This window comes from Magnetospirillum sp. XM-1 (assembly GCF_001511835.1).
Lineage (GTDB): Bacteria > Pseudomonadota > Alphaproteobacteria > Rhodospirillales > Magnetospirillaceae > Phaeospirillum.
Genome location: NZ_LN997848.1, coordinates 3432189 through 3447712, shown reverse-complemented (window position 1 = coordinate 3447712; position 15524 = coordinate 3432189). Strand labels below are relative to the sequence as shown.

The window sequence follows — 15524 nt, the reverse complement described above, 5'->3', positions numbered from 1 at the left end:
GGTCGGCGCAGTCATCGCCGTGGTGCTTGCCGGTTCGCTGCAGCGCGACGTCGAAAACCTTCTGGCGCGCCAGCAGATCGCCTTCGTCGGCGGATTGGCCGAGGAGCTGGATCAGAAGATCAAGCTGCAGATCGACGCCATGGAGCGGGTGGCGGGACTGGCGTTCGCCGCCGGTTGGAGCGATCCGGCTGCCCTGACCACCTTTCTCGACAACCGTACCGGCATCAGGGGATTTTTCGCCGGCGGACTGGTTCTTCTCGACCATCACGGCGTGGTGCGGGCCGAGTCCCCCGCCCTGGGGCGGTTGGGCAGCAACCTCGCCCGGCTGAAGGGCATCGATTCGGTGATCGAGAACGGCCGCTTCATGCTGAGCGAGCCCTATTTCGACCCCGCCCTCGGGCAACCGGCCGTCGCCATGGCCGTGGCCGTCAGAGATGGCCAGAAGATCGTCGGCGCGCTGGTGGGAACCGCCACCCTGACCCAGAGCAACTTCCTCGGCCGTCTGGTGGAGCAGCAAGTGGGCGCCACCGGCGGACTTTACATGGTGTCCCCGAAATCGGGGCTCATCGTCGTTTCCACCAACAAGGAACGCATATTCACGCCCCTGCCGCCGCGTGGCGTCAACCGAATGCTGGACCGCTATATTGACGGCTACGAGGGGGCTGGGGTCACCGTAAGCTCTGCCGGGACCGAGGAGCTGACCGCGGCGCGTCGGATCGGCTCGACCGGGTGGGTGCTGGTGGCGAGGCTCCCCACGACCGAGGCCTTCGAGCCGGTGGCGGACATCAAGAGCCGTCTGGTGGCGGCCCTGGCCGGGTTGGGGCTGGTGTCGCTCGGGCTGCTGTGGCTGGTGCTGCGCACCGCCCTGTCGCCGTTGCATCGCGCCACCGGCCGCATCCAGGCCATGGTCGACGGCAGCCTCCCTTTGGAAGCGCTGGAGGTGACCCGCATCGACGAGGTCGGTCGGATGATCGGCGCCTTCAACGCGCTGCAGGCCAAGGTGGCGGCCGCCGAAACGGCGCTCAGGGAGCGCGAGGCGCTTTACCACGCGCTGTTCCGCGGCTGCAGGGCGGTGGAGATGCTGATCGATCCCGCCGACGGGCGGATCATCGACGCCAACCGCGCCGCCGAGGCCTATTACGGCTGGTCCCACGAACAACTGGTCTCCATGCGCGTCTCGGAGATCAACACCCTGGACAAGGCGGCGGTCGCCGAGGAGATGCGCAAGGCCAAGGCCGAGCTTCGCGATCATTTCGACTTCCGTCATCGCCTGGCCTCGGGCGAGATACGCGACGTGGAGGTGTGGTCTGGCCCGGTCGAGGTGACCGGCCGCCATTTGCTCTATTCCATCGTCCATGACGTGACCGCCCGGCGGCAGGCCGAGCGTGAGGTCCGCTCGCTGCTGGCCTTTCGCCGCGCCGTGCTGGATGGGGCGGGGTCCTCCATCATCGCCACCAGCGTCGACGGGACCATCTTGCTGTTCAATCCCACCGCCGAGCGCTGGCTGGGCTATGGCGCCGACGAGATGATCGGCAAGACCTCGCCGGCCGTCTTCCATGATCCGGGCGAGGTCAGGCGCCGCGCCGCTCAGCTCGGCGAAGAGCTTGGCCGGCCGGTCGAGGCGGGGTTCGAATGCTTCGTCGCCAGGATCCTGGCCACCGGCAAGCCCGACAGCGGCGAATGGACCTATATCAGGAAGGATGGCGGCCGGTTCCGCGTCCTGCTGACCGTGACCGCGCTGTACGACGATTCCGGCGAACTCAGCGGTTTCCTGGGCGTGGCCCAGGACATCTCCGCCCGTTTGTCGATCGAGAAGGAACTGAAGCGCTCCAACGCCGAGCTGGAGCACTTCGCCTATGTGGCGTCCCACGACCTGCGCCAGCCGTTGCGCATGATCAGCTCCTACATCACCCTGCTGCAGCGCCGCCTGGGCGACGGTCTCGACCACGATTGCCGTGAATTCATCGGATTCGCGGTGGACGGGGCCAAGCGCATGGACCGCCTGATCACCGACCTGCTCGAATATTCGCGCATCGGGCGCAGCGGCCATGACGACGAGAACGTTGCCCTGGACGAAATCCTCGAATTGGCCGTGACCAGTCTGGGGGCGTTGATCCAGGAAAGCGGCGCCGAAGTCGTGGTGGCCAAGGGCTTGCCGGCGGTTCATGGCAACGCCGTCGAACTGGAGCGCCTGTTCCAGAACCTTATCGCCAACGCCATCAAGTTCAGGGCCGAGGATCGCCCGCCCCACGTGGACATCACCTGCGAGGCGGTTGGCGAGGAATGGGTCGTCTCGGTCCGCGACAACGGCATCGGCATCGATGAATCGGGGCAGGCGCGCCTGTTCCAGATCTTCCAGCGACTGGTCGGCCAGGAGCAGTATCCCGGAACCGGGATCGGCCTGGCCTCGTGCCGCAAGATCGCCGAACACCATGGCGGGCGGATCTGGGTGGAATCCGTGCCGGGGGAAGGCTCGGTTTTCCGGGTCGCCTTGCCGGTCGGCGGTCCGAATGTCACGGTGGCCTGACCCGTGTTGAGTTCATTATCCGATACAGGGTGACATGTTTGCTTGCAACAATTCGTCTTCAAGGCATGGTTGCAATCTGCCCGCGTCGGAGATAGGCTTACTCCTGAACGCCGCATCCCGTTAGGGCGGCGTTTTTTTGTGTCGCCATGAATGGTTGTGTGGGCGTCGGGTTTTGATTAATGCAGGAATGGGGCCGGCATATGCAGCAAAATCAGGTCGCACCTTTCGAGGTTCTGATCGTCGATGACGAGCCAGGCGATGTGGAGCTGATCCGCTCTGCCATCGTCGAGGGCCGCTTCATCTGTCGCACCCATGTCGCCCAGGACGGTGTCGAGGCCATGGCCTTCATGCGCAAGGAAGCGCCGGCCTACAGCGCGGCGGTGACGCCCGACCTGGTGCTGCTTGATCTCAACATGCCCCGCATGACCGGCCGCGAGGTTCTGGCCGCCATGCAGTCCACCGACCATCTGTCGCGCATTCCCGTGGTGGTTCTGACCACTTCGGACGTGGAGCGCGACGTGTTGCAGGCCTATGATCTGGGGGCGTCCGGCTTCGTCACCAAGCCGGTGGACATCGAACAGCTGTTCAGCGCCATCCACGGGATTCAGGATTACTGGTTCGGCGTGGTGCGCAAGCCCAGCCTCAACGGCGCCGCCTGACCGCTTCCTTCGGCGATTTCGATCCGCACAATCTGGTATAAGACCAGCCAAGGATGATTGGCTGGCGGACAGTGATGGCCGAGGACGACAAGGGAAAGGTTTTGCGGCCGGGCTGGACCACCGGGGCGTGCGCCACGGCGGCGGCCAAGGCCGCCTGCTCGGCCTTGCTGGGGGACGGCTTTCCCGATCCGGTGGAGATCGCGCTGCCCGGCGGCCAGAAGCCCGCTTTCCCCCTGGCCCTGGCCGAGACCGGCCCCGGCTGGGCGCGGGCCGGAGTGGTCAAGGATGCCGGCGACGATCCCGACGTCACCCATGGGGCCATGATCATCGCCACCTTGCGGCATGGGCGGGCCGGCACGGGATTGGTGTTCCGGGCCGGGCCGGGGGTGGGGATTGTCACCAAACCGGGCCTGCCCCTGGAGGTGGGAGAGCCGGCCATCAACCCGGTGCCCCGCCGGCTGATGGGCGAGGCGCTGGCCGCCCTGGCCGACAGCCACGGCGTGGCCTGCGATTTCGAGGTGGAGATCGCGGTTCCCGGCGGCGAGGATCTGGCGCTACGCACCTGGAATCCCCGCCTGGGCATCCTGGGCGGCATCTCCATCCTGGGGACCACCGGCGTGGTGGTTCCCTATTCCTGTTCCGCCTGGATACACTCCATCCAGCGCGGCATCGACGTGGCGCGGGCCTGCGGCGTCACCCACGTGGCGGGCTGCGTCGGCTCCACTTCGGAAAAGGCGGTGCGCCGGGCGCGCGGCCTGGGCGAGGAGGCGATCATCGACATGGGCGATTTCGCCGGCGGTATGCTGAAATACCTGCGCCGCCATCCCATGCCCCGCGTCACCATCGCCGGCGGCTTCGCCAAGATGTGCAAGCTGGCCAAGGGGGAGATGGACCTGCATTCCAGCCGCTCGCAGGTGGACATGGACTGGCTGGCCGGGCAGTTGAGGCAATTGGGGGCGGACGAGGCGCTGGCCGCCGCCGCCGCCCGCGCCAATACCGCGCTGCAGGTTCTGGAACTGGCGGGCGCCCTGCCGCTCGGCCAGTCCATCGCCCGGCAGGCCGAAGCGGCGGCGCGGGCGGTGCTCGACAATGGAGAGGTCGGCCTGGACGTGCTGGTGGTGGACCGCCAGGGCAAGGTGATCGGCGACAGTAGCCGCTCAGGCAAGGAGTAGCGTTTCGACCCAGCGGGCGGCCTCTTCGGCCGATCCGACGCTCAGGCCTTCGGGGCGGGGGGGGCGGCGGCGCATGATCACCGGCAGGTTCAATTGGGCGGCGGCGGCCAGCTTGGCGTGGGCGGCGGTTCCGCCGCTGTTGCGGCAGACGATGGCGCCGATGTCGTGGGCCAGCAGCAAATCCCGCTCGCCTTCCGGGGTGAAAGGACCGCGATCGGCGACCAGGGCGAAGCGGGCCGGCGCCGGATTGGGCGCGGCCTCCTCGGCGAAGCGCAGCAGGAACCACCGATCGTCCAGCCCGGCGAAGGCGTCCAGTTCCTGACGCCCCACCGCCAGGAAGACCCGCCTGGACATGCGGCGCAGGATCGGGATCGCCTCGTCCCAGCTTTCCACCTCGGTCCAGCGATCCTTGGGCCCCGCCACCCAGGCGGGGCGTTGCAGGCGCAGCAGCGGCAGGCCCAGGCCGGCGCAGGCGCGGGCGGCGTTCCAGCCCATGCGGTCGGCGAAGGGATGGGTGGCGTCGACCACCATGGTGACGGCTTCGCGGCGCAGATAATCGGCCAGTCCGCTTTCGCCGCCAAAGCCGCCGACGCGGCATTCTCCAGGGGGGAGGCGTGGTGTGGCGGTGCGCCCGGCCAGCGAGGAGACGACCCGCAATCCCCGGGTCCCGGCCAGGACGCGGGCCAGGTCGGCCGCCTCGGCGGTGCCGCCCAGGATCAGCAGGCTGGCCGTCATCGGCCGTCGGCCAGGGGGTCGGGACGCCGGGCGCGCGGCGACAGGGCGATGCCGGCGGCCATCAGCTTGGTCGCCAAAATCTCCACGTCGAAGGGCTTCATGATGTATTCGTCCGCCCCTTCGGCCAGGGCCTGGGAGATGTGCTCCAGGTCGCTCTCGATGGTACACAGCACCACCTTCGGCGTCTTTCCCGCCGGCATGGCCCGTAGGGCCTTGAGGAAGGTGAAGCCGTCCATCACCGGCATGTTCCAGTCCACCAGGACAAGGTCCGGCATCCGGGCGGTGCAGTTGCTCAGGGCCTCTTCGCCGTTCTCTGCTTCGCTCACCGTCAGGCCGAGCTGGGTCAGCATGCTGCAATGGATGGTGCGGATCAGCTTGGAATCGTCGATGACCAGGCAGTGGCTCATGATGGGGGCGGTCTCGATCAATGGGAATTATCGCTATATGGGGGGCGCAGGCGGCGGATCTTAGATCCGGCTACAGGTCGAAGTGCCGGGTCAGTTCCGCCTTGGTCTCGTCCCATTGCCGGCGCAGGCGGCCGATCATCCGCGAGACCTCCTCGGCGTTCCCGTCCTGCAGGGCCTTGCCGATAGCGACGGCCAGATTCTCCAGCCAGGGGGTACCCGAATAGGCGGCCAGCCCCTTCAATTCGTGGAGGGCCGCACCGACAAGCCTGGGATCGCCGTCGGCGGCTTCCAGCCGGGAGCAGACCTCCTCGCCGCTGTCCATGAAGGTCCGGGCCAGGATGGCGGCATTCTCGGTTCCCAGCTGCTCGGCCATGCGGGCCAGCGAGTAGCCGCCTTCGCCACGGCCTTTGCCGGACGCGGGCGACTGGCGGATCAGCACCTCGGCGATGGTCGAGCGCAGCAGCTGCGGATCGATGGGCTTGGCCACATGGGCGTCCATGCCGGCCGCCCGGCAGCGGGCGACATCCTCGATCATGGCGTTGGCGGTCAGCGCGATGATGGGCATGTCGGCCACCGGTCCGGGCATGGCGCGGATGCGCCGGGTCGCTTCGGGACCGTCCATTTCGGGCATCTGCATGTCCATCAGGATCAGGTCGAAATTCTCCTGGCGCAGTTTGTCGAGGGCCTCCAGGCCATTGCAGGCCACGGTGACATGGTGTCCCTCGCGGCTGAGCAGGCCGGCGGCCACCTTCTGGTTGAAGGCGTTGTCCTCGGCCAGCAGGATCGAAAGCGGGCGAAGGGCCGGGGCGTCGTGTCGCACCGTTTCGGCGGTCGGAGCGGCGGCCGGGGGATAGTCGAGGTGGACCCAGAAGCGGCTGCCCAGGCCCTTGGCGCTGTCGACGCCGATCGTTCCGCCCTGGGCCTCGACCAGCTTCTTGCAGATGGCCAGCCCCAGGCCCGAGCCGCCGAACCGCCGGCTGATGGAGGCGTCGGCCTGATGGAAGGGCTGGAACAGCGAGGCAGCCTGGTCGGCATCCAGCCCGATTCCGGTGTCGATCACCGAGAATTCGTAGCCGTTTGCTTCGGCCACGCGGGCGAGGCGGAGCACGATGCCGCCCTGGGCGGTGAACTTGACGGCATTGCCGATCAGGTTGATCAGCACCTGGCGCAGGCGGGCGCCATCGCCGCTCACCCAGCCGGGCAGGGGCGAGGGGGCGTCCAGGGACAGGCTGAGACCCTTTTCCGAGGCGCGGCCGTGCAGCAGCGACACGACGCCCTGGACGGTGGCGCCCAGGTTGAAGGGCGCGTTCTCGAACTGGACGCCATCGGCCTCCAGGCGCGAGAAATCCAGGATGTCGTTGATGATGCCCAGCAGGGCGGCGCCGGAATCATGCACCACCGCCAGCTTCTCGCGGTCCTCGGCGGCCAGGGGACGGTCCATCAGCAGATGGACCATGCCCAGGATGCTGTTCATGGGCGTGCGGATCTCGTGGCTCATCACCGCCAGGAACTCGCTCTTGGCGCGTTCGGCGTCGCGGGCCTGGGTGACCGCCTTCTCCAGATCGCGGTTCTTCAGGGCCAGTTCGGCATGGGCCTCGGCCAGGGCGTTCTGAAAGCCCTTGAGAGCGCTGATGTCCACCGCGATGGAATGCTTGGCCCGGCGGCCGTCGAACCAGGTGAGCATGCTTTCCCGCAGCTGGTACCAACGGTCGTCGCGGTCGTTGAAATGCTCGAATTCCAGCGAGGTCTCGACACCCTGGGCCATCATCTCCGGCATCTTGCAGAAGCGGCAGGGATGGGTTTGCTGGTAGATGGCCTCGTAGCACTTGCGCCCCTGCACCACGCCCACCTTCTGGCGCATGGCGCGGTTGGTGCAGATGATGTCATGGGTTGCCGCGTCGGCCACGTAGACCGGAAACGGAATGACGTCGAAGATCACTTCCCAGTAGCCGGGATCGCCGGGATTGAGGCCTGGGAAGGGGGATGTCATGCCTGTGGCCGTCCCGGATCAGGTGGAGCGGGCCATGACCTTGTCGATCATGTCCGAGAGCTTCTCGGTGCGAACGGGTTTGAGCACGTAGCCCTTCGCCCCGGCGTCCAGCGAATCGATGACCATCCGCTCCTGGCCGTGCGAGGTGACCATGATGATGCGGGCGGCGGGAAACTCGCCGATGATCCTGGCGGTGGCCTCGACCCCGTTCATGTCGGGCATGGTGATGTCCATGGTGACCAGATCGGGATTGCTTGCGCGATAGGCGTCCACGGCCTTGGCGCCGGTTCCCGCGGTTCCCACCACCTGATGGCCCATTCCTTCAAGCATCAGGGTCAGCTTTTTAACCGCGATAAGAGAATCGTCGACGATGAGGACTTTAAGCGCTGACATCGGTTCGGCCCTAGGATTGATAGTTCAGGTGATCATCAAACAGGTCGCGCGGACCGACAAAACTTACGCTGACGATACCTCTTTCGGTACGTATCCGCATGTTGGCGAATACTGCGTTTTTTGGTCGATGAATGCAACGCGCATCCTCGATGATCACCGGTGGAGAAAGCGCGATACTCTCCTCGATGTTCTGAAAGTCGATGGTACAGAGACCAAGGATGGTATTGACGATTTCCCCCGCCGTTTCCCGCCGGTACAGATCCTCCTCGCCGGGCGGCACTTCGATGTCGGCGGTGACCCGGGTGTACAGGGCCTCGACCAGCGAGTTCTCGAAGCTGAAGGCGATCAGCAGGCTGATGGGGCCGCCCAGTCCGGCGATCACCGTCATGTCGTGCAGGTGAAGCTTGGTGACGTCGCAATCAAAGGTTTCCGCCCCATCGACGGCGATCACCGCCTCGGCGGCCAGCACCTCCCTGGTCTGCCCTAGGATCGACGCCATGACGCGGGGGATGATGGTTTTGTTGAAGGTCATTCCTTGCCAATCCTTGAATAGATCCGCGTGACGGGCGGGCGGCGATATTGCCATGAATTTGCAACCCGCGCGATCCCTTCCCGGCGCGGGTGATCAGGCCGTTTCGACGGGCAGCGTGATGGTGAAGGCCGAGCCTCCGGATGAGCCGGGTTCGACCCGGATCTGGCCGCCGTGGCTTTCGGCGATCCGCTTGACGATGTAGAGGCCGAGGCCGGCGCCCCGCGTCCCGGTGGCCGAGGGGGAGCGGTAGAACTTCTCGAAGATCCGTTCGGCCTCGTCGGCGGGAATGCCGGGGCCGTTGTCGGTGACGATGATGCGGGCCTCGGCCGGGTCGCATTCCAGGACGACCTGGACGGGGCCGCTGCCCGGTGGTGAATATTTGAGGGCGTTGTCCACCAGATTGGACACCGCGACCCGCAGCAGGGCCTGGTCGGCGGCGACCGTAACGGGGGCGCCGATGGTCAGGCGAAGGCGTTCCGGCCCGCCCAGTTCGGCCTTTTCCCGCAAGATGTCCTCGAGCAGCGGGGCCAGGGCCAGCGGCCTCGGCTGCAAGGCCGCGACGGCCGAGGTGAAGCGTTCGTCGGCAAGGCAGACGTCGATCAGGCCGGACATGCGGTGGACGGCGCGGTCGATCTTGGCGATCTCCTCCTTGGGCTCGGGCTTGTCGTCGGCATAAAGCTCGAGCACCTGCGCCGCTCCGCCGATGATGGACAGGGGCATGCGGAATTCGTGGGAGACCATGGCGAGGAAATTGCGCTGGTTGAGGGTGACCTCCTGCTCGGACAAAAGGGCGCCGTTCAGCCGGCGGTTCTTCAGGGCCAGTTCGGCGTGGGCCTCGGCCAGGGCGTTCTGAACCTCCTTCAGCGCGCTGATGTCCACGGCGATGGAATACTTGGCGCGGCGTCCGTCGAACCACGCCACCATGGTCTCGCGCAGCTGGTACCAGCGGTCGTCGATGTCGTTGAAAAGCTCGAATTCCAGGTAATTGGTGCCGCAGGCCGCGATCCCCTCCAGCTCCTGCATCCGGCAGAAGGTGCAGGGCTCGGGCTGCTGGTAGATGGCGGCATGGCACTTGTCGCCGGGCTTGACGGCGACCCGCTGCATCATGGCGCGATTGGCGCAGATGATGTCGTAGGTCTTGCTGTCGGCCACATAGACCGGGAAAGGGATGACGTCGAAGATGACTTCCCAATAACCGGGATCGCCAGGATTGCCACCGGGAAAAGCTGCCGACATCGATTTCTCGTCTGCGCCGGTCTAGGGCGCGCGCTCCATGATCTTGGCGATCATATCGGAGAGTTTCTCGATTCGCACTGGCTTTAGCACATAACCTTTGGCCCCGGCGTCCAGCGAATCGATCACCATGCGCTCCTGGCCGTGCGAGGTGACCATCATGATGCGGGCGGCGGGGAATTCGGCGACGATCCGGGCGGTGGCCGTCATGCCGTCCATGTCCGGCAGGGAAATGTCCATGGTCATCAGGTCGGGCTGATGCCGGCGATAGGCCTCGATGGCGTCGAGGCCGTTCGACACGGTGGCGACCACCTGATGACCCAATCCCTCCATCAGCACGGTCAGCTTTTTGACTGTGATGATCGAGTCGTCAACGATAATAACTTTTAGTGGAGTCGTATGCAAAATTGTAATCTATTCGTATTTGATGGGTGGAGTTCCTTACAATGCCAAAATATTGTTGAATGAATGTGTAAGATGCAATTGGAATTTCTTGCTATTTCATGTCGGTGTATTTCTGATTGAGAATGCGTCGATCGGTGGATGTCCCTGGTTGGGCTAAAAAGAGAGGCCGGGTGTTGCCACCCGGCCTTGAAGTCTGGCTCGTGAAGGGAGACTCGAGCGATTCCGGCAGAGGAGACTGGTCCACGGAATCGGAAAGCCGTCGAGAGCCGCCGACGGCTATAGGATCGCTTCATCCACCCCCATGACGGTGGCGGAACCGCCGATGACGGCGTGTTCCAGGGCGCTGGCGTGGGGCAGGGTGTGCTCGGCGTAGAAATGGGCGGTGGCCAGCTTGGCGGCATAGAAGCCGTCATGGTCGCGCCCGGCATCCATGGCCGCCTTGGCGACCTTGGCGGCCAGCGCCACCTGCTGTCCGCCCACCACGATGCCCATCAGTTCCAGGGTGGGGACGGCGGCGGCGGCGGCGAGGCGCGGGTCCGCGCAGCCCTGGCCCACCAGCCAGTCCACCACCCGGGCGGCGGCGGCGGCCGCCTCGGACAGGCGCGAGCCCGTGGCGGAAAGGGCGGGCAGCGGGCTGGCCGACAATTCGGCGGCGAGGGAGGCGATCTCGGCCAGCATGGTATGGGCGAAGGCGCCCTTGTCGCGCAGGATCTTGCGGCCGATCAGGTCGTTGGCCTGGATGGCGGTGGTGCCTTCGTAGATGGTGGTGATGCGGGCGTCGCGCAGGTGCTGGGCGGCGCCGGTCTCCTCGATATAGCCCATGCCGCCGTGGACCTGCACGCCCAGCGAGGCGATGTGCTGGCCCAACTCGGTACACCAGCCCTTGGCGATGGGGGTGAGGAATTCCAGGCGCTGGCTGGCCTCGTAGCGGGCGTTGGGCTCGGGGTGGTGGTGGGCGATGTCGGCCTGGGCGGCGGCCGTGTAGTGGATGCCGCGCATGGCCTCGATTCCGCTCTTCATGGTCATCAGCAGGCGACGGACGTCGGGGTGGTGGACGATGCCGGCCGGGCCCAAACCGGTCCAGCCCGCCGGCTTGCCCTGCACCCGGTCGCGGGCGTAGGAGCGGGCCTGCTGGTAGGCGCGCTCGGCGATGGCCAGGCCCTGCAGGCCCACCGCCAGACGGGCGTGGTTCATCATGACGAACATGTATTCCAGGCCGCGATGGGGCTGGCCCACCAGTTCGCCCAGGGCGCCCTCGTGGTCGCCGAAGCTCATGACGGCGGTGGGGCTGCCGTGGATGCCCAGCTTGTGCTCCAGCGACACGCATTTGAGGTCGTTGCGCGAGCCGTCGGCCAGGATCTTGGGCACCACGAACAGCGAGATGCCCTTGACGCCGGCGGGCGCGTCGGGCAGCCGGGCCAGGACCAGATGGACGATGTTGTCCGTCATGTCGTGGTCGCCATAGGTGATGAAGATCTTCTGGCCGCTGATGCGGTACTTGGTCCCGTCGGGCACCGCCTTGGTGCGGATGGCGGCGAGATCGGAGCCCGCCTGGGGCTCGGTCAGGTTCATGGTGCCGGTCCATTCGCCGGTCACCATCTTGGGCAGGTAATAGGCCTTCTGCGCGTCCGAGCCGTAGAGGGACAGCGCGTTGACGGCGCCCTGGGTCAGCATGGGGTTCAGGGTGAACGCCATGTTGGCCGCCTGCCACATCTCGTGGACGGCGTGGTTGAACAGGTTGGGCAGGCCCATGCCGCCGAAATCGGGCGAGAAGGGCAGGCCGTTCCAGCCGCCATCGACGATGGTGGTCCAGGCCTCCTTCCAGCCCGGCGAGGTGCGCACCACGCCGTTTTCTTGGGCGGCGCCGTCCTGGTCGCCCACCCGGTTCAGGGGCGACAGCACGCCCTCGGCGATATGGCCGGCCTCGGTCAGGATGGAATCGGCGGTCTCGGCGGTGGCGTCCTCGAAGCCGGGCAGGGCGGTGATGGGCTCCAGGCCCACCACCTCTTCCATGGTGAAGCGGATATCCCTGAGCGGCGGAATGTAGGTGGACATGGATCAGCCTCCCAGGGCGTTGGACAGTTCAGGCAGGACCTTGAAGAGGTCGGCGACCAGGCCGTAATCGGCGACCTGGAAGATGGGGGCCTCTTCGTCCTTGTTGATGGCGACGATGACCTTGGAATCCTTCATGCCGGCCAGGTGCTGGATGGCGCCCGAGATGCCGACGGCGATGTAGAGGTCGGGGGCGACGATCTTGCCGGTCTGGCCCACCTGGAAGTCGTTGGGGACAAACCCGGCGTCCACGGCGGCGCGGCTGGCACCGACCGCGGCGCCCAAGCGGTCGGCCACGGCTTCCAGCAGGTGGAAGTTGTCGCCCGACTGCATGCCGCGACCGCCCGAGATGATGATGCGGGCCGCAGTCAGCTCGGGCCGCTCGGACTTGGACAGCTGGCTGCCCACATAGGCGGACAGGGCCGGATCGGCGGCGGCGGCGACCGCCTCGACGGATGCGGAGCCGCCCTCGGCCTTGGCGGCCTCGAAGCCGGTGCCGCGCACGGTGATCACCTTGACGGCATCCTTGGACTGCACGGTGGCCAGCGCGTTGCCGGCATAGATGGGACGCACGAAGGTGTCGGCCGACACCACCCCGGTGATCTCGGAGATCTGGGCCACGTCGAGCAGCGCCGCGACGCGGGGCGCCACGTTCTTGCCGCCCGTGGTGGCGGGGGCCAGAATGTGGCTGTAACCGCCGGCGAGGCTCACCACCAGGGCGGCCAGGGGCTCGGCCAGGGCGTTGGCGTAAAGCGGCGCGTCGGCGGCCAGCACCTTGGCGATTCCGGCGATCTTGGACGCGGCCTCGGCCACGGCGCCGATGCCCGACCCGGCCACCAGCACATGGATGTCGCCGCCGATCTTCGACGCGGCGGAGACGGTGTTCAGCGTGGCGGCCTTGAGAGCGCCGCCCTCGTGCTCGGCAATGACGAGAACGGTCATGATCAGATCACCTTGGCTTCGTTCTTGAGCTTGTCCACCAGGGCGGCCACGTCGGCCACCTTGATGCCGGCGGAGCGCTTGGGCGGCTCGGCCACCGAAAGGGTCACCAGCCGGGGCGCCACGTCGACGCCCAGGTCGGCCGGGGAAACCGTGTCGATGGGCTTCTTCTTGGCCTTCATGATGTTGGGCAGCGAAGCGTAGCGCGGCTCGTTGAGGCGCAGGTCGGTGGTCACCACCGCCGGCAGCTTCAGGCTCACCGTCTCCAGGCCGCCGTCGATCTCGCGGGTCACCGTGATGGACTCGCCCACGATCTCCACCTTGCTGGCGAAGGTACCCTGGGGACGGCCCAAGAGCGCGGCCAGCATCTGGCCCACCTGATTGCTGTCGTCGTCGATGGCCTGCTTGCCCAGGATGATCAGGCCGGGGGCCTCCTTGTCCACCAGGGCCTTCAGGACCTTGGCGACGCCCAGGGGCTGAACCTCGTCATCGGTCTGGACCAGGATGCCCCGGTCGGCGCCCATGGCCAGCGCGGTGCGCAGCGTCTCCGACGCCGCCGCCGGGCCGACGGACACCACCACCACCTCGGTCGCCTTGCCGGCTTCCTTGAGGCGCACGGCTTCCTCGACCGCGATCTCGTCGAACGGATTCATGGAGAACTTGACGTTCTGGGTCTCGACACCCGAACCATCCGACTTCACCCGGATCTTCACGTTGTAGTCGATCACCCGCTTGATCGCGACGAGTACCTTGGTCATCACAGCTCCTTGGCCTTCTGGCGCAGCATGAACTTCTGGACCTTGCCGGTCGAGGTTTTGGGCAGGCCGCCGAACACGATGGTCTTGGGCACCTTGAAGTGGGCCATGCGCTCGCGGCAGAAGGTGATGATATCGGCTTCCGACGCTTCCGCGCCATCCTTCAGAGCGATGAAGGCGCAGGGCGTCTCGCCCCACTTCTCGTCGGGACGCGCCACCACGGCGGCTTCGAGAATGGCGGGGTGGGCGTAGAGGATGTCCTCCACCTCGATGGACGAGATGTTCTCGCCGCCTGAGATGATGATGTCCTTGGAGCGGTCCTTGATCTCGATATAGCCGTCGGGGTGGCAGACCGCCAGGTCGCCGGTGTGGAACCAGCCGCCGGCGAAGGCCTCGTCGGTGGCCTTCTCGTTCTTGAGGTAGCCCTTCATGACGTTGTTGCCGCGCATGAAGATCTCGCCCACCGTCTTGCCGTCCTTAGGGCAGGGTTCCAGCGAGATGGGATCGGCGACCATCAGGCCTTCCAGCATGGGGCCGCGCACGCCCTGGCGGGCCTTGATCTGGGCCTTCTCCTCGATGGAAAGGCCGTTCCACTTGTCGTGCCAGACGCATTGGACGGTGGGGCCGTAGCACTCGGTCAGCCCATAGACATGGGTCACTTCCCAGCCCATGCGCTCCATGCCGGCGATGACGGGGGCGGGCGGGGCGGCGCCGGCGGTCATCACCTTGACCGGATGGCTGATGTCCTCCTTGAGCGTCGAGGGCGCGTTGTTGATCATGTTGAGCACGATGGGGGCGCCGCAGAAATTGGTCACCTTCTCGTCGCGGATGGCCGCCATGATGGCATCGACGCGCACATGGCGCAGGCAGACCGAGGTGCCGGCCACGACGGCCATGGTCCAGGGGAAGCACCAGCCGTTGCAGTGGAACATGGGCAGCGTCCACAGATAGACCGTGCCGTCGCCCATCTGCCAGGACAGCGCGTTGGACACCGCGTTCAGGTGGGCGCCGCGATGGTGGTAGACCACGCCCTTGGGATTGCCGGTGGTGCCCGAAGTGTAGTTCAGAGCGATGGCCTGCCACTCGTCGGTGGGCATGGTCCAGGGGGCTTCTTCCGCCGCCTCGGCCAGCAGCGCCTCGTAATCCTTCTCGCCCAAGAGCTCGCCGCCCTTGAACTGGGGATCGTCGATGTCGATCACCGGGATGGTGCGGCCCAAGCCGGCCAGGGCCTTCTTCACCACCGGCGAGAATTCGCGGTCGGTGATCAGGATCTTGGCCTCGGCATGGTTGAGGATGAAGGTGATGGCGTCGGCGTCGAGCCGGGTGTTGATGGCGTTCAAGACCGCGCCGGTCAGCGGCACGCCGAAATGGGCCTCGAAGGTCTCGGGCGTGTTGGCGCCCATCAGGGCCACGGTGTCGCCCCGGCCGATGCCGCGCTGGATCAGCGCGGCGGCCAGCTTGCGGCAGCGGGAATAGGTCTCGGCCCAGGTGCGGCGCACGGGGCCGTGGATGACGGCCAGACGGTCGGGCCACACGGCGGCCGAGCGCTCGAGGAAGGTGAGCGGCGTCAGCGCGACGAAATTGGCGGCATTCCTGTCGAGACCCAGTTCATACGGATTGACGGACATCTTTAGGACACTCCCTTCCAATATTTTGCCAAGGGTTCTAGCGCTCCGTCATTGCCCAAGTGTCTCCGGATTATAACGAATTGTTTCCGCTGGACGG

14 protein-coding genes are annotated in these 15524 nt (G+C 66.3%); 3 read left to right on the top strand and 11 right to left on the bottom strand.

From position 1 onward, the window contains the following. Window positions 1–19: 19 nt before the first annotated feature. The 3 genes from XM1_RS15950 to XM1_RS15940 all read left to right on the top strand — a co-directional run bounded on the left by XM1_RS15950 (window position 20) and on the right by XM1_RS15940 (window position 4358). Window positions 20–2527, top strand: coding sequence for a PAS domain S-box protein (locus XM1_RS15950; protein WP_231920544.1), 2508 nt, complete (start codon window positions 20–22; stop codon window positions 2525–2527). Window positions 2528–2727: 200 nt separating this feature from the next. Further along, window positions 2728–3186 (top strand): response regulator, encoded by a 459-nt coding sequence (locus tag XM1_RS15945; RefSeq protein WP_068435177.1) that lies wholly within the window; start codon window positions 2728–2730, stop codon window positions 3184–3186. Window positions 3187–3260: 74 nt separating this feature from the next. Continuing rightward, a complete protein-coding gene (locus XM1_RS15940) occupies window positions 3261–4358 on the top strand; it encodes a cobalt-precorrin-5B (C(1))-methyltransferase (RefSeq protein WP_068435175.1) in 1098 nt (365 codons plus the stop codon). Here XM1_RS15940 and XM1_RS15935 read toward each other — a convergent pair. The 11 genes from XM1_RS15935 to XM1_RS15885 all read right to left on the bottom strand — a co-directional run bounded on the left by XM1_RS15935 (window position 4344) and on the right by XM1_RS15885 (window position 15427). Then, on the bottom strand, window positions 4344–5093 hold the full coding sequence (locus XM1_RS15935; protein ID WP_068435173.1) for a cobalt-precorrin-6A reductase: 750 nt from the start codon (window positions 5091–5093) through the stop codon (window positions 4344–4346). The two genes, XM1_RS15940 and XM1_RS15935, sit on opposite strands and share 15 nt — an antisense overlap. Beyond that, window positions 5090–5500, bottom strand: a complete 411-nt coding sequence (locus XM1_RS15930; RefSeq protein ID WP_068437936.1) for a response regulator — start codon at window positions 5498–5500, stop codon at window positions 5090–5092. The genes XM1_RS15935 and XM1_RS15930 overlap by 4 nt, the downstream gene beginning before the upstream one ends. A gap of 70 nt (window positions 5501–5570) precedes the next feature. Then, entirely contained in the window at window positions 5571–7490 is a 1920-nt protein-coding gene (locus tag XM1_RS15925; protein ID WP_068435171.1) for a sensor histidine kinase, read from the bottom strand. A gap of 18 nt (window positions 7491–7508) precedes the next feature. Further along, a complete protein-coding gene (locus XM1_RS15920) occupies window positions 7509–7883 on the bottom strand; it encodes a response regulator (protein ID WP_068435169.1) in 375 nt (124 codons plus the stop codon). Window positions 7884–7893: 10 nt separating this feature from the next. Continuing rightward, window positions 7894–8415, bottom strand: a complete 522-nt coding sequence (locus tag XM1_RS15915; protein WP_068435167.1) for a chemotaxis protein CheX — start codon at window positions 8413–8415, stop codon at window positions 7894–7896. 93 nt (window positions 8416–8508) lie between these two features. Further along, window positions 8509–9651, bottom strand: coding sequence for a sensor histidine kinase KdpD (locus tag XM1_RS15910; RefSeq protein ID WP_068435165.1), 1143 nt, complete (start codon window positions 9649–9651; stop codon window positions 8509–8511). Window positions 9652–9672: 21 nt separating this feature from the next. After that, entirely contained in the window at window positions 9673–10053 is a 381-nt protein-coding gene (locus XM1_RS15905) for a response regulator (protein ID WP_068435163.1), read from the bottom strand. 276 nt (window positions 10054–10329) lie between these two features. After that, window positions 10330–12108, bottom strand: a complete 1779-nt coding sequence (locus XM1_RS15900) for an acyl-CoA dehydrogenase (protein ID WP_068435162.1) — start codon at window positions 12106–12108, stop codon at window positions 10330–10332. Window positions 12109–12111: 3 nt separating this feature from the next. Continuing rightward, on the bottom strand, window positions 12112–13047 hold the full coding sequence (locus XM1_RS15895) for an electron transfer flavoprotein subunit alpha/FixB family protein (RefSeq protein WP_068435160.1): 936 nt from the start codon (window positions 13045–13047) through the stop codon (window positions 12112–12114). 2 nt (window positions 13048–13049) lie between these two features. Further along, window positions 13050–13802 (bottom strand): electron transfer flavoprotein subunit beta/FixA family protein, encoded by a 753-nt coding sequence (locus XM1_RS15890; RefSeq protein WP_068435158.1) that lies wholly within the window; start codon window positions 13800–13802, stop codon window positions 13050–13052. Continuing rightward, window positions 13802–15427: an acyl-CoA synthetase gene (locus XM1_RS15885; RefSeq protein WP_068435156.1), complete on the bottom strand. Its 1626-nt coding sequence runs from the start codon at window positions 15425–15427 to the stop codon at window positions 13802–13804. The genes XM1_RS15890 and XM1_RS15885 overlap by 1 nt, the downstream gene beginning before the upstream one ends. Between the last annotated feature and the right edge of the window lie 97 nt (window positions 15428–15524).

Coding starts and splice junctions, on each gene's coding strand:
- XM1_RS15945 (WP_068435177.1), top strand. CDS start 2,728: ATGCAGCAAAATCAGGTCGCACCTTTCGAGGTTCTGATCGTCGATGAC.
- XM1_RS15940 (WP_068435175.1), top strand. CDS start 3,261: ATGGCCGAGGACGACAAGGGAAAGGTTTTGCGGCCGGGCTGGACCACC.
- XM1_RS15935 (WP_068435173.1), bottom strand. CDS start 5,093: ATGACGGCCAGCCTGCTGATCCTGGGCGGCACCGCCGAGGCGGCCGAC.
- XM1_RS15930 (WP_068437936.1), bottom strand. CDS start 5,500: ATGAGCCACTGCCTGGTCATCGACGATTCCAAGCTGATCCGCACCATC.
- XM1_RS15925 (WP_068435171.1), bottom strand. CDS start 7,490: ATGACATCCCCCTTCCCAGGCCTCAATCCCGGCGATCCCGGCTACTGG.
- XM1_RS15920 (WP_068435169.1), bottom strand. CDS start 7,883: ATGTCAGCGCTTAAAGTCCTCATCGTCGACGATTCTCTTATCGCGGTT.
- XM1_RS15915 (WP_068435167.1), bottom strand. CDS start 8,415: ATGACCTTCAACAAAACCATCATCCCCCGCGTCATGGCGTCGATCCTA.
- XM1_RS15910 (WP_068435165.1), bottom strand. CDS start 9,651: ATGTCGGCAGCTTTTCCCGGTGGCAATCCTGGCGATCCCGGTTATTGG.
- XM1_RS15900 (WP_068435162.1), bottom strand. CDS start 12,108: ATGTCCACCTACATTCCGCCGCTCAGGGATATCCGCTTCACCATGGAA.
- XM1_RS15895 (WP_068435160.1), bottom strand. CDS start 13,047: ATGACCGTTCTCGTCATTGCCGAGCACGAGGGCGGCGCTCTCAAGGCC.
- XM1_RS15890 (WP_068435158.1), bottom strand. CDS start 13,802: ATGACCAAGGTACTCGTCGCGATCAAGCGGGTGATCGACTACAACGTG.
- XM1_RS15885 (WP_068435156.1), bottom strand. CDS start 15,427: ATGTCCGTCAATCCGTATGAACTGGGTCTCGACAGGAATGCCGCCAAT.